Annotated in this window: 12 protein-coding genes; 7 read left to right on the forward strand and 5 right to left on the reverse strand. The window is 72.4% G+C overall.

The window, feature by feature from the left end; all coding sequences use genetic code 11:
- Positions 1-229: 229 nt before the first annotated feature.
- Entirely contained in the window at positions 230-691 is a 462-nt protein-coding gene (locus MU407_RS12615; RefSeq protein ID WP_246958000.1) for a DUF2871 domain-containing protein, read from the forward strand.
- A gap of 17 nt (positions 692-708) precedes the next feature.
- Here the strand turns inward: MU407_RS12615 and MU407_RS12620 are convergent, their stop codons facing one another.
- Complete coding sequence (locus MU407_RS12620) at positions 709-1,932, reverse strand: ROK family transcriptional regulator (RefSeq protein ID WP_246958002.1); 1,224 nt, start codon at positions 1,930-1,932, stop codon at positions 709-711.
- A 281-nt stretch (positions 1,933-2,213) separates the two neighbouring features.
- On the opposite strand from MU407_RS12620, the gene glpX reads away from it, so the two are divergent.
- The 5 genes from glpX to MU407_RS12645 all read left to right on the forward strand — a co-directional run bounded on the left by glpX (position 2,214) and on the right by MU407_RS12645 (position 6,453).
- Positions 2,214-3,200 carry a class II fructose-bisphosphatase gene (glpX, locus tag MU407_RS12625; RefSeq protein WP_246958003.1) on the forward strand — a complete coding sequence of 329 codons (987 nt, stop codon included), beginning with the start codon at positions 2,214-2,216 and terminating at the stop codon, positions 3,198-3,200.
- A 57-nt stretch (positions 3,201-3,257) separates the two neighbouring features.
- On the forward strand, positions 3,258-3,953 hold the full coding sequence (locus MU407_RS12630; protein ID WP_246958005.1) for an NUDIX domain-containing protein: 696 nt from the start codon (positions 3,258-3,260) through the stop codon (positions 3,951-3,953).
- A gap of 78 nt (positions 3,954-4,031) precedes the next feature.
- On the forward strand, positions 4,032-5,363 hold the full coding sequence (locus MU407_RS12635; protein WP_246958007.1) for a M20 family metallopeptidase: 1,332 nt from the start codon (positions 4,032-4,034) through the stop codon (positions 5,361-5,363).
- Positions 5,360-5,770 (forward strand): hypothetical protein, encoded by a 411-nt coding sequence (locus MU407_RS12640; RefSeq protein WP_246958009.1) that lies wholly within the window; start codon positions 5,360-5,362, stop codon positions 5,768-5,770. The genes MU407_RS12635 and MU407_RS12640 overlap by 4 nt, the downstream gene beginning before the upstream one ends.
- A 311-nt stretch (positions 5,771-6,081) precedes the next feature.
- Positions 6,082-6,453, forward strand: coding sequence for a hypothetical protein (locus MU407_RS12645; protein ID WP_246958011.1), 372 nt, complete (start codon positions 6,082-6,084; stop codon positions 6,451-6,453).
- An 85-nt stretch (positions 6,454-6,538) separates the two neighbouring features.
- Here the strand turns inward: MU407_RS12645 and MU407_RS12650 are convergent, their stop codons facing one another.
- The 4 genes from MU407_RS12650 to MU407_RS12665 all read right to left on the reverse strand — a co-directional run bounded on the left by MU407_RS12650 (position 6,539) and on the right by MU407_RS12665 (position 12,191).
- The gene (locus tag MU407_RS12650) at positions 6,539-9,727 is read right to left on the reverse strand and encodes a YhgE/Pip domain-containing protein (protein ID WP_246958019.1); all 3,189 of its coding nucleotides are present in this window, start codon (positions 9,725-9,727) and stop codon (positions 6,539-6,541) included.
- Between the two features lie 125 nt (positions 9,728-9,852).
- Positions 9,853-10,791 (reverse strand): tRNA glutamyl-Q(34) synthetase GluQRS, encoded by a 939-nt coding sequence (gluQRS, locus tag MU407_RS12655; protein WP_246958013.1) that lies wholly within the window; start codon positions 10,789-10,791, stop codon positions 9,853-9,855.
- Positions 10,792-10,801: 10 nt separating this feature from the next.
- Positions 10,802-11,416, reverse strand: coding sequence for a GNAT family N-acetyltransferase (locus MU407_RS12660; protein ID WP_246958015.1), 615 nt, complete (start codon positions 11,414-11,416; stop codon positions 10,802-10,804).
- 28 nt (positions 11,417-11,444) lie between these two features.
- Positions 11,445-12,191, reverse strand: a complete 747-nt coding sequence (locus MU407_RS12665) for a hypothetical protein (RefSeq protein ID WP_246958017.1) — start codon at positions 12,189-12,191, stop codon at positions 11,445-11,447.
- Positions 12,192-12,437: 246 nt separating this feature from the next.
- On the opposite strand from MU407_RS12665, the gene MU407_RS12670 reads away from it, so the two are divergent.
- Positions 12,438-12,974: a peptidylprolyl isomerase gene (locus MU407_RS12670; RefSeq protein ID WP_158239508.1), complete on the forward strand. Its 537-nt coding sequence runs from the start codon at positions 12,438-12,440 to the stop codon at positions 12,972-12,974.
- The last annotated feature ends 118 nt before the right edge of the window (positions 12,975-13,092 follow it).

Genomic DNA, 13,092 nt, shown 5'->3' on the forward strand with positions numbered 1-13,092 from the left:
AGCTCAGCCTATGCCGCGCGGGGCCGCCGCGGCGGGGCCCATCGGCCTGTTCGGGGTGGCTCACTGTGGCCGACGGTGGCGGGGCGCTGGGGCGTGACTGGAGCGGGGCGCTGGGGCCCGACCGGGGTGGCTCACTGTGGCCCGGGTCTCCGCTCTGACCGGTGCGGATGGCTGTGACTCCATCTTTTGGTGGATCCGTGGACGCGGCGGGCTTCGTAGCGTCGAGGGCATGAAACGTCTGCTCACCACCTCGCTCGTCTACATGATCCTCGGCCTGCTCAGCGGGGTGTTCTACCGCGAGTACACCAAGTTCACCGACAACCTCGGCGAACCCACGCAGCTCGCGACCCTGCACACCCACCTGTTGGTGCTGGGCATGGTCATGTTCCTCGTGGTGCTCGCCCTGGATGCGGTGCTGCACCTGAGCGGTCGCCGCTCCTTCACCGTCTTCTACTGGACCTACAACATCGGCCTCGTGCTGACCGTGATCATGCAGGCCGTGCGGGGCTTCCTGACCCTGGACGGGCAGGATCCCGCCGAGACCACCGCCGCGATCCCCGGCATCGCGGGCCTGGGCCACATCATCCTGACCATCGGACTGGTCTCGCTGTTCGTGGCGCTGTTCAAGGCCGTCGGCGAGCGCACCGCCGAGCCTGCCGCCCGCGTGGAGCCCGCCAGCACCCGCGCCTGACTCTGCCCGCGCGCCCGTCACCCGCGGGCGGCGGGGGAGAGTTCGCGCTGCAGGAACAGCGTGGCCGCGCCGAGCGCGCCGACGTCGTCCCCGCGCTGCGAGGTGAGGATCTCCACCTCCCGAGGCCGACGCAGCCGGGCGTGCCGCGAGCGTTCCAGCACGCGGCCCAGGGCCATCGGCTCGAGCGCAGCCCAGTTCGGCCCGCCGATGATCACGCGATGCGGATCGTGCACGTCGATCAGGGTGCGCAGCGCCTCGCCGAGCGCGAGCCCGAAGTCCTCCACGAGCTGCCGCGCCCCGGCATCCCCATCGGCCGCGAGAGAGGTGAGGCCCGCGAGGCGCTCCGCGGTGGGCAGGTCCGGGTCCGGGAGCGGCACCCCCAGCTGCTCGGCCCGCTCGAGCAGCGCGGCCCCGTCGGTGTACAGACTCAGGCAGGCGCGTCGGCCGCATGAGCATTCGGCGCCCTCCAGGCCCGTGGGCAGGTGCCCGATCTCCCCGGCGAGCGCCCCCGCGCCGTGATGGACGGTCCCGCCGACGCTCACCGCGGACCCGATGCCGGCGCCGATGTACAGGTAGAGCACCGTCTCGCCCGTCGGCTGCGGGGTGGACCACATTTCCGCGGTGAGCGCCGCGTTCGTGTCCTTGTCCAGCACCACCGGCAGTCCGGTGCGGGCGCGCAGACGCTTCACCACCGGCATATCCCGCCAGCCCGGCAGCCAGGGCGGATCGACGATCACGCCGCGCGTGACATCGATCGGGCCGGGGCTCGCCACCCCGATGCCCAGCAGCGCCTCGTCGACGTCGCGGCCATCGGGGGTGCGCCAGCCTTCCTCGTGCAGGGTCTGGGTCACCGCGGTGAGCTCCGCGGCGATGCGGTCCACATCGCCCTCCGGGTCGCGGCTGGGGGCGGGCAGTCTCCGCTCGGTCACCACGGAAGTCAGCAGATCCGCGATGACCAGGGAGATTGCCGACGGGTCCAGGTGCACCCCCGCTACGAGCTGGGCGGTAGGCACGAGTCGCAGCACGGTGGCGGGCTTGCCGCGGCCGACGGTGACGGTGCCGGCGGTGGAGATGATCCCGCGGTCCAGCAGACGCCGCACGATCAGCGAGACCGTCTGCCGCGACAGCCCGGTGCGGCGCACCACCTCCGACTGCGAGGTCCCGTCGGGGGCGTGTCGGATGAGGTCCAGCACGAGCAGCTCGTTGCGCAGCCCGAGATCCAGCATCGTGCGTCCTTGCACGGTCCTCACTCCCTTGCGATCTCCGACGCCCCGGCTTTTGTCCGATGGTGTGAGTAATGTACGTCACGTGGCCGGGGTTGTGCATCGGCGTGCCTGCCCGCGCCCGCCCTGCCACCTACGCCCCCGCGCCCGCCGGCGTCCGCTCAGCCGGACTGTTGTCTCTCTGCCCGGCGCACAGGTCGGATACAGTCACCAGTGAGCGTCAGCCGTTGATCCGCCGGTCCGTCGGGCCGGGTGCGATCGCCGCTGCGACGCCGAATCCATGAGCCGAGGGAGGCCCCATGTCCGAGTCCACCGCCATTGCGCCCGATCGCAACCTCGCCCTGGAACTGGTGCGCGTCACCGAGGCCGCAGCCATCGCCGGCGGCCGCTGGGTGGGCGCCGGGGACAAGAATCGGGCCGACGGGGCCGCCGTCGACGCGATGCGCTCCTTCATGGATTCTGTGCGGATGAACGGCACCGTCGTCATCGGCGAGGGCGAGAAGGATGAGGCGCCCATGCTGTTCAACGGCGAGAAGGTGGGCGATGGCACCGGGCCCGACGTGGATGTCGCGGTGGACCCGATCGACGGCACCCGCCTGACGGCCCTCGGCTACAACAACGCGCTGTCCGTGTTCGCGGTCGCTGAGAAGGGCTCGATGTTCGACCCCTCGGCCGTGTTCTACATGGAGAAGATGGTGGTGGGCCCGGAGGCGGCGGACTTCGTGGATCTGCGCCTGCCGGTCAAGCAGAACATCCACCTGGTCGCCAAGGCCCTGGACAAGCCCGTGCACCAGGTCAATGTGTGCGTGCTTGAGCGCCCCCGCCATGAGCAGCTGGTGCGCGAGATCCGCGAGGCCGGGGCGCGCGTCAAATTCATCATGGACGGCGATGTGGCCGGTGCGATCGCCGCTGCCCGCGGCACCGGTGTGGACATGCTGCTGGGCACCGGCGGCACCCCCGAGGGCATCGTCGCAGCCTGCGCCATCAAGGCCACCGGCGGCATGATCCAGGGGCGGCTGGCCCCCACCGATGAGGCCGAGAAGCAGAAGGCCCTGGATGCGGGCCTGGACCTCGAGGCGGTGCTGACCACGGGCGATCTGGTGCGCTCGGACAACTGTTACTTCGCCGCCACCGGCATCACCGACGGCGAGCTGCTGCGCGGCGTGCGCTACGAGGGCCGCCGCATCATCACCGAATCGATCGTCATGCGCTCCACCTCCGGCACCGTCCGCACCGTCGAGGCGGAGCACCAGCCGGAGAAGTGGTCCCGCTGGCTCGACCACTGAGCCGAGCGTCGGGATTGCTTGCGGTCATCCCGACCAGAACTGATCTAGGGTGACGCCATGAACACTCCGGCACCGCCGCCTGCGATCAGGGTCGCTGTGGACCTCGTCGTGCTCACCCTGCGCAAGGGCCGCCTGTCCGTGCTGCTCATCCAGCGTGATGATGAGCCGTTCAAGGGCGCCTGGGCGCTGCCCGGCGGGTTCGTCACGGAGAACGAGGACCTCGACCACGCCGCCCATCGGGTGCTGTCCGATGAGGCGTCGCTGGGCGCCGGGGTGGTGCACCTTGAGCAGGTGCGCACCTTCGGCACCCCGGGCCGCGACCCCCGCGGACACGTGGTCGCGGTGGCGTTCATGGCGCTCGGCGCGGATCTGCCCGATCCGGAGCGTGGCGCCGATGTGGCCGATGCCCGCTGGTGGCCGCTCGAGGACCTCGCCGAGGTGCCGCTGGCCTTCGACCACGCGCACGTGCTCGAGGTGTCCGTGGACCGTGCCCGCTCCAAGCTCGAATACACCACGCTCGCGGTGACGTTCCTGCCCGAGGAGTTCACGATCTCCCAGCTGCGCGGCGTGTACGAAAGCGTGTGGGGCCGCCGCCTGGATGCCGGGAACTTCCACCGCAAGGCCACGCGCACCCCCGGGTTCGTGGAGGATGCGGGGCACCATGCGGAGCCGACGGGTGGGCGCCCGGCCCGGCTGTACCGCGCCGGCGGCGGAACCTCGCTCATGCCGCCGCTGCTGCGCGGAGTGGACTGAGGTCCTGGCGCGCAGGGCAGCGTGCGGCGCTGGCGCCATCGGCCGCGCGCGATGCCGGGCCCGTGGGATCATCCGGGCATGAGCACCGACCAGCCCGATGCTGCCCGCCCCGAGCCACCGCGCGATGACGCGCCGACGGCGCCGACCAAGCACACGGCGCCGACCGCGCAGGCCGCATCGACCGAGCACGCTGCGCCGGGAGCCCCCGAGGCCCTCGCGGCCGCCTATGCAGCACGTCGCGCCGAGGTCCACGCCCTTTCCCGCGCCTTGCACGCGGATCCGGAGATCGCTTTCGCGGAACATCGCAGCGCCGAACGCTGCGCCGCGCTCCTCGAGCAGGCCGGGTTCACGCTCGAGCGTGGCGTCGGGGAGTTGCCCACCGCCTTCACCGCGACGCTCGGCACCGGCTCGCTGGTGGCGGTGCTGTGCGTGGAGTACGACGCGCTGCCCGGCATCGGCCATGGCTGCGGGCACAATCTCATCGCCGGAGCCTCCGTCGGCGCAGCCCTTGCGCTCGCCGACCCGGCTCTGCTGGAGGACCTGGATCTCACGCTGCGGGTCATCGGCAGCCCCGCGGAGGAGCACGGCGGCGGCAAGCAACTGCTCATCGAGCGCGGCGTGTTCGACGGAGCGCACCTGGCGCTCATGAGCCACCCCACTCCGGCCACCGACACCTATGACGTGCTGGGCTCCACCAGCCAGGCGGTGGGCCGCTGGCGCGCCACCTTCACCGGCCGCGGCGCCCATGCCGCCGCAAACCCGGCCGACGGAATCAACGCCAACGATGCCGCAGTCCTCGCGCAGGTCGCCGCCGGTCTGCTGCGCCAGCGGATGCTCGACGGGCAGCGCGTAGCGCTCGTGCCGCAGGCCGACGGCGTCACCAACATCGTCCCGGAGCAGGCGGTCGTGGACTTCGAATGCCGGGCGCTGACCCGCGAGCAGTTCGCGGTGCTGCGCGATCGCCTCCTGGCCTGCTTCGAGGGAGCGGCGCTCGCGACCGGTACCACGGTGGAGATCGTGGAGACCGAGCCGGTCTATGAGCCGCTGCGCCAGGACCCCGACCTCGGGGCCGCGTGGAACCGGGCGATGCAGCGCCGGGGCCGCCCACTCGACGGTTCGCTCGGCGTCTCAGCCGCTTCCACCGACATGGGCAACGTCTCCCAGCGCCTGCCGGGCCTGCACCCCTTTGTCGGCATCACCGGGGCGGGCGGCGCCCTGCACACTCGCGAATTCGCCGAGCACGCCGCGAGCGGCGAGGGCTACCGGCTCATGGACGACTGCGCGGTCGCGATGGCGCAGATCATCGCGGAGATCGCGGCCGACGGGGAGGTGCGCCGGCGGGTCATCGACCGGGCGCGGGCGATGGCTGGGGCGCGGGCGATGACTGAGGAGAGCCGGGAGCGCGAATGACACTCACCCGTCGGCACCTTCTGCGCGCTTCGCTGCTGCTCTCACCCGCCGTGGTGCTGCCCGCCTGCACGGACCGCGATCCGCAGCCCGAGGAGCCCGAGCCGAGCCCGGTCGCGGAGATCGGCGTAGAGGTGCTCGCGCCGTCCGGAGAGGTCTCGGCGGTGCTGGACGCCGCGGGGGATGAGCTCGGGGTGGTGCTGCGCGACGCCGACGGCGAGGATTTCTGGGCCGATGACTTCAGCTACGACCCCGCCGCGCCGCCTGCTCTGCTGTGGGAGACGCAGGCGGATCGGCTCTGGGTGCTGCCCGCCGAGGGCGAGCCGGTGCGCATCGCGCAGGACGCGCAGGGGGCATGGCGCCAGCAGGCCGGAGAGCAGCCTCCGCCTGAGGTCTCAAAGTGGCTCTGACCTGCGGGTGTGCGGGTTCTGTGGCGGGACCCAGGTCCCGGTCCGACGGGGCTGTGGCGGCCTACTGTTAAGGCACCATCGACTCCGGGACCACCCCTTCGGGTCCTGTCGAGACGATGAGGACCCCGGGTCGGCAGGGGAGAGCGGACCCGGTGACAGGGCGGTGGGCCATCGGCTCACCGCCCTGCGTCCTGCCAAGGGGGCTGCGCCGGGCCGCCCAGCCCCGACACCAGCCCGGGAGAACCCCGCCACCAATAGTTGAATATTGGACCAGAGTTCGGGAGTAGCGCCACGTCTCCCGCGATCTCACCATGGACGCCGTCACCCTGCGGGTGGGCGACCTCGAGCTCATGAGCTCCTACTACGAGAACGCCCTGGCTCTGGCCCCGCTCGAGGGGCAGGGCCGTCCCGGCGGCGAGGTCCACCGCGTGTTGGGTCGGGGGCAGGTCCCCTTCGTGCGGCTCATCGCGACCCCCGGCCTGCCGGGCGTGGACCCGCGCCAGGCCGGCCTGTTCCACACCGCCTTCCTCTTCGAGGACCGGGCCGCGCTGACCGCCGGCCTCAGCCGCGCGGGCCTCTCCTTCGCCGACACCGGCCGCTCGGTCCGAGTCGAGGACCCGTGGGGCACCCCGGTCACCCTGAGCCTGCCGGGCACCGGCACCGAGGAGCTGCTCGCCCGCTGAGTATCCGCGGACGCGGAGCCGGGCAGCGCTGACGCAGGTTGGCCGCACTCCCTGCTCCAGAAGTGCGACGAGGTCGGCCGGCGCCTCAGGCGCGGGCAGCGGAGCCCGTGGCGGGCTCCGGCTCCTCCTCGTCCGCGCCGTCCGGTCCGCCCTCGTCCGCGCCGAGCGTGCGCAGCGTGCGGCGCCGCTGGACCACCGCGCCGAGCAGCCCCAGAACGACGCCGAGCACCAGCCAGCCCGACAGCCAGGCGAGGTCCCCGGCCGGGTCGATCCAGCCGCCGCCGATCGCTCCGCGGAAGGCGTCGACCGCATGGGTCATCGGCAGGTACGGGTGGAGCATCTGGAAGAAGCCCGGCAGGGTCGGGACCGGGTAGGTGCCGCCCGCCCCGGAGATCTGCATCGCGATCAGCACCAGGGCGACGAACTTCCCGACCGGCCCGAACAGGGCGCCGAAGCCGTGGTTCAGGGCGACGAACACCAGCGAGGTCAGCCCCGCGAGCCCGAACATCAGCGGCAGGTCGTCGATGGTGAGGCCGATCAGCCAGTGCAGAGCCCCGACGGCGATCAGCGTCTGGACGAGACCCAGCAGGAAGGCGGGGATGAGCCCGCCTGCCAGCAGTCGCACCGGCCCCGTCCCGCGCGCCATCGCGTCGGAGGAGAACGGCGGCATCATCAGGAAGATCGCCATGCCGCCGACCCACAGGCTGATCGCGAGGAACAGCGGAGCGAGGCCCTCGCCGAAGCGGCCCAGATCGTGCAGGCGCTCGAAGTCCATCTGCACCGCGTCCGAGGCGGTGCTGGCGAGCGCGCTGCTCTCCTCGTCGGAGTAGGAGGGGACGTCGTCCTTCGCATCGGAGAGGCCGTCGGCGAGCTCGGTCGAGCCGTCGTCGAGCTTGCCGGCGCCGTCGTCCAGGTCGGTCGCGCCGTCGGCGAGCTGCGTCGCCCCGTCGTCCACCTGGCGGGCGCCGTCGGCGAGGTCCGCCAAGCCGTCCGCGAGGGTGCCGGAGCCGTCGGCGAGCTGCTGCGCCCCGTCGCGGGCCTCGCCCGTCTTGTCGGCGAGCGTGCCGGCGCCGTCCCTGAGGGTGCCGGTGCCGGCGGCGAGCTGATCAGCGCCGTCGCGGGCCGAGCCCACGCCGTCGGTGTACTGGGTGACGCCGGAGGCGAGGTCCTGGGCGCCGTCGCGGGCGGTGCCCGTTGCGGCGGCGAGCTGGTCCGCGCCGGAGGCGACCTCGCGGGCGCCGGAGTTCAGACGGTGGATGTCCTGCACGCCCTGGTCCAGGGTGCGGTACGCCTCGGGCAGCGCGCGGGCGGCGGTGCGGGCCTGGTCGGCGAGCTCGCCGGCGAGGTCGGAGGCGCTCTGGCCAGGCTCGGCGGACGGGACGGCGGAGGCGAGGTCCTCCCGCACCGTGTCGAGGTCGCTGCTGAGGGTCGAGGTGTCCTCGGCGAGGGTCGAGGTGGTGCCCTCGAGAGCAGCGGCGCCCTCGGCGAGTGCCGAGGTGGTGGTGGAGAGGGTCTCGATGTACTTCTCGATATCGGAGGCGGCGTCGCTCATGCCCTCGGCGGTGTCGGCGACGTCGGTGGAGGTCTCCGCAGCGGTCCGGGCCAGGCGGTTGGCCTCGGCCGCCTTGGCGGTGGCGGTCTCGGCGTCCTCGCGGACCTTCTGCGTGGTGCCGGCGAGCTCCTCCGCCTTCTGGCAGACGGCTGACTCGGCCGCGGAAGGCTGCTCGGACCCCTCGCCGGGGCCTCCGCCGGCCTCGGCGCAGAGTCTTGCGAGCTCGTCGACGCCGTCGGCGAGCTCCCCGGCGGAGCCCTCGGAGGTCTCGGCGGACTGCGCCGAGGTGGAGGTGGCCTTGGCCGCGTCCTGCACGGCCTTGTCGAGCGTCTCGACGTCACCGGCGATCGACTCGGCGCCCTCGCGCAGGGTGCGGGCGTCCTGGGCACGATCGCCCGTGGACTCGTCGAGGTTCCGGGCGGTCTCGGCGAGCTCGCCGGCCTTCTCGTCGAGGCTCTCGGTGGTGTCTGCGATGATGGCGGCGGCCTCGACCGGGGCGTCCAGCAGCTCCGGCATCCCGTCGATCGCGCGCTCGAGGTCGTCGATCGCGGTGAGCAGGTCCTCGCTCGCCTGCTGCACGCTCTGCTCGGTCACGCCCAGCTCGCGGGCGCGCTCGGCGGCGTCAGTGACGGTCTCGTCCAGCTTCTGGGTACCGTCGGCGACCTGTCCCGCCCCGCCGGCGAGATCGCTCGCCCCGGTCGCGAGCTGCTCGGCGCCGCCGGCGAGCTCGTCCGCGCCCCTGCGCAGCGGCCGTCCCTTCTCGTCGAGGGTCGCCAGCCCGCCGGAGAGCTGCTGCGCACCGGCGTCGAGGGTCGCGACGCCGTTGCGCAGCGTGACCGCGCCGGAGGTGAGCTGATCCAGCCCGACCACCAGGTCGAGGCTGCCGGAGTGCAGGTCGACCGCGCCCGCGGCGAGCTCGGCGGACCCGTCCGCGAGCTGGCCGGTGCCGTCGGTGAGCTCAGCCGTGCCGTCGACCAGGTCGCCGGTGCCGTCGTGGAGTTTGCTCGCACCGTCCGAGAGCTCGGCGGCGCCGTCGGCCGCGTCCGCGATCCCGTCGTGGATCGTCGTGAAGCCGACGTAGATCTTGTCGAGGTACTCCTCGAGCACCGAGGCACGCAGCGCGTCCGTGAGCGCGGTGCCGATGGACTTGGTGAAGTTGCCGCCGACGTAGTTGACCGAGTCGTTCGTGGTCACGGTGATCATCGCGGGCGCCGCGTCCATCGCGTCGCCCCCGAGGGAGGCGATGTTCTCGGAGAAGTCGGAGGGGATCGCGACGGTGGCCCCGTAGGTGCCGTCGGCCAGGCCGCGCTCCGCCTCGGCGCGGGAGACCTCCACGAAGCGGTAGACGTTCTCCTGGTCCTTCTCCAGCAGGGTGTCCGTGAACTCCGCACCCACGTCGAGGTGGGAGACCTCGCCGTCGGGGCTCTCCGCGTCCGCGCCCGTGTCCTCGTTCACCACGGCGGCGGTGATCTGGTTCAGATGGTTGCTCGGGTCGATGAACGACCAGGTCATGTTGCCCGAGTAGACCAGCGGCACGAGCGCGAGGCCCGTGACGAACAGCGCCGCGATCGGCTTCTTCCACTCGCCGGGCAGCAGGGCGACCGCACCCCGTCCCGCAGCGGACGCGCCCCGACCGAGGGCGGCACCGGCGGTGCCGAGAGCGGACAGGACGGCGTGCAGCGCGGAGGAGAGCGCGGTGAGGAGAGCACGGAGATATCGCATCACGGGGCGACGATACATCCGTGTATCGAGGTTGTTGCCCCCTCTGTGATGAAGTGTGGTGGGAGGAACTCGGCCGCTCTCTCCAGCTCCGGTCGGCCGACGGGGGCAGACCCGGCCCGGGCGGCTCAGGCCGGCAGATCCACCACCCACGGCCGACGGGACATCCCTGCCGGGTCCCAGGACTCCAGCAGATCGGCCGCGGAGCGGCAGCCCGGCGCTCCCAGCGAGTCCCCGATCCGCTCGACGACGTCGGCCGCGCTCTCCCCGGCGGCGAGACGGTCCCGCAGCGTCACCGCGCCGTCGCGCTTGGCCAGTCGCGCGCCCGCGGTGTTCAGCGCGAGCGGGACGTGAGCGTAGGTCGGCTCGGGAAGGCCCAGCAGGTGCGCGAGATGGGCCTGGCGCGGGGCGGAGCTGAGCAGGTCGTCGCCGCGAACCACCTGATCGACCCCGGCCGCGGCGTCGTCGACCACGACGGCGAGGTTGTAGGCGACCACGCCGTCGCCGCGGCGCAGCACCAGGTCATCCACGCTGCCGGTCACCTCACCGGCCCACAGGTCCCGCACGCTCCACTGCGTCACCTCGGCGCGCAGGCGCAGCGCCGGCTCGCGCTGCAGCTGCCCCATCCGCTCGCGGCCCGCGGCGCGCTCCGCCTCAGTGAGGTTGCGGCAGGTGCCGGGGTAGGCGCCGGGCGGGGCATGCGGGGCCCGCGGCGCCTCCTGGATCTCCCGCCGCGTGCAGTAGCACTCGTAGACCGCGCCCGCGGCCTGCAGCTGGGCGATCGCGGCGGTGTACGCATCGCCGCGCTCGCTCTGATGCACGACCGCACCGTCCCAGTCGAGCCCCAGCTCCTCGAGGTCCTTGAGCTGCCGGGCCTCAGCGCCCTCGCGCACCCGATCCAGATCCTCCACGCGCAGACGGAAGGCCCGCTCGGTGCGCCGGGCCAGCACCCAGGCCAGAACGGCGGTGCGCAGATTCCCCAGGTGCAGGTCACCGCTGGGGGAGGGGGCGTAGCGGCCCGCCCCCTGCGGCGCCGCGGCCAGCAACGAGGTATCCAGCGAGGTCATAGCCGGAAGTCTACGGATCTCGGATCAGCAGCACGTCCCCGCTGCGCCCTCCCGGTACCGGAGCGTCCGCGGGCGCAGGCCGAAAGCCCAGGCGAAGTGCGAGCGCCCGCGAGCGGGCGTTGCCTCCGGCGGTCACGGCGATGACGCGTCGCGCGCCGCCGAGCGTCGGATGGGCGAGCACTGCCCGCATCGCCTCTGCCGCGACCCCCCGGCCCTGGGCCGAGGGGGCGAGCCGCCAATAGGCGCTGCGCTGCTCGCCCGCATCGGTCCTCAGGAGGCTGATCCCCACGACGCCCAGCAACCCCTCCGGCAGGTGACCGAGTGGTCCGTCGGGCCCGCGCTCTCCACCACCGCGCGAGCGCACCGTGAGGTACCCGGTGCCGTGGCGCTCCCAGCAGGTGATCCACTGTCCGAGCACCCAGCGCATCTGCGCGGCGGTCTCCACCGGCGCGGTCGAATCCGCCGTGAACACGCGCGGATCACGGTGCAGCGCCAGCAGCTCCGCGAGGTCGTCCCAGCCCACGGGATCCAGCCGCAGCCGCGCCGTGACCAGGGGAAAGTCCCCGGACATGCGGACGGCGCGGCACCCACCGTCCAGGGACGGGGATGCCGCGCCGTCGTTCACGGATGCTCCGTGGGGCGCTCGCGGGCGATCAGGCGTCGCCGCGGTGGGTGCCCTTCTTGTCGTCGTCGATCGAGATGTCCTGGTCGGACTCCACCTTCACGTCCTTGGGGGTCGTGTCGGAGGACCGATCAGCGGTGTTCAGGGAGGAGGCCACATCGCCGGCGTCGGCCGAGCCCACGGTGTCCTGCACGGTGGAGGAGTCGGTCTCGGTGGCGGAGGCGGCCGGGTAGTGGGCGCGCGCGAAGTCCGCGGGCGGGGCCCACGGATCCTCCACGGGGCGGGTCTTCTGCCACACCACGTAGCCCGCGGCGGCACCGGCGGCGGCCAGGCCCAGCAGCAGCAGGATCTTGCCCGCGCGGCCCTTCTTCGGCTGCGGGGTGGGCTGCAGGACGGCGTTCTTGATATCGCCCTGGCCCTTCTCGATCTCCTTGCGGGCGGCCTCCGCGGCAGCCTTGAGGACATTGCCGGTGGTGGTGGCGGTCTTGCGGGCGCGCGGCAGGTAGTCGTCCTGCACATCGTGACGCAGCTTCTCGGCACGCGGACCCAGGTCCTGCGAGAGCTTCTCGCCCCGGTCCATCAGACGCTGCTGCGCCTCCGCGGCCTTGACCTTGGCCTCGCGGGCACCCTCGGTGACCACGGGCCCCAGGGTCGCGGCGAGCTTCTGCAGCTCCTCGAGCGCCTGCTCCGCCTTCTGGCTCGCGGTACCGAAGGCATCCGCGGTGGTCGCGGCCTGCTTCTTGGACTTCTTGGCCTTGCGCTTGGTGCTCAGCGCCATGGGGATTCCCCTTTCGGTCGTCTCCGTCGGGCTGGTCCGACGGTGGTCCCTGGGCGCGGCCGACCGGCGGACTCCGTGGTGGATCGCGGCCGACGCACACCCGTGTGGTCCAACCCTACCGCGCGCGAGTCGTCCCGCTCACAGCCGATGTGGAGAACGGAACCTTTCGCACCGCCCCGCTGCCCCACATGAGATGTCCCGCTACCTCGATCAGACGTCCCGACGCCCCTGTGGGAGGATGAGCGCATGTTCGCAACTCTGCACACCAACCACGGGGACATCCGCCTGGAGCTGTTCCCCCACCATGCCCCCAAGACAGTCGAGAACTTCGTGGGCCTCGCCGAGGGCACCCGCGAGTTCAAGGACGCCGAGACCGGCGAGAAGACCACCCGCCCCTTCTACGACGGAGTGATCTTCCACCGCATCATCGCCGGCTTCATGATCCAGGGCGGCGACCCGCTGGGCACCGGCACCGGCGGCCCCGGCTACACCTTCGACGACGAGATCTCCGAGAAGAACTTCAACGAGCCCTACGTCCTGGCGATGGCCAACGCCGGCACCCGCCGCAATGCCCTGACCGGTCGGCCGGCCGGCACCAACGGCTCGCAGTTCTTCATCACCGTGGGCCCCACCCCGCACCTGCAGGGCAAGCACACCGTGTTCGGCGAGGTCGCCGATGAGGACTCCAAGAAGGTCGTCGACGAGATCGCCGCGGTCAAGACCGATATGCGCGACCGTCCGCTCGAGGACGTCGTGATCGAGAAGGTCACCATCGAGAAGTGAGGCCGACGGGGTCGTGACAGCGCGCGCTGTCACCGCCCCTGAGCCGTGACGGGGCCGATGGCCGGGCCGGGTGCGCACCGCACCCGCTGCGCCATCGGCCCCGTCGTCTCTCCCCGCC

It is taken from the genome of Brachybacterium sp. Marseille-Q7125, from assembly GCF_023062615.1.
Classification (GTDB): domain Bacteria; phylum Actinomycetota; class Actinomycetes; order Actinomycetales; family Dermabacteraceae; genus Brachybacterium.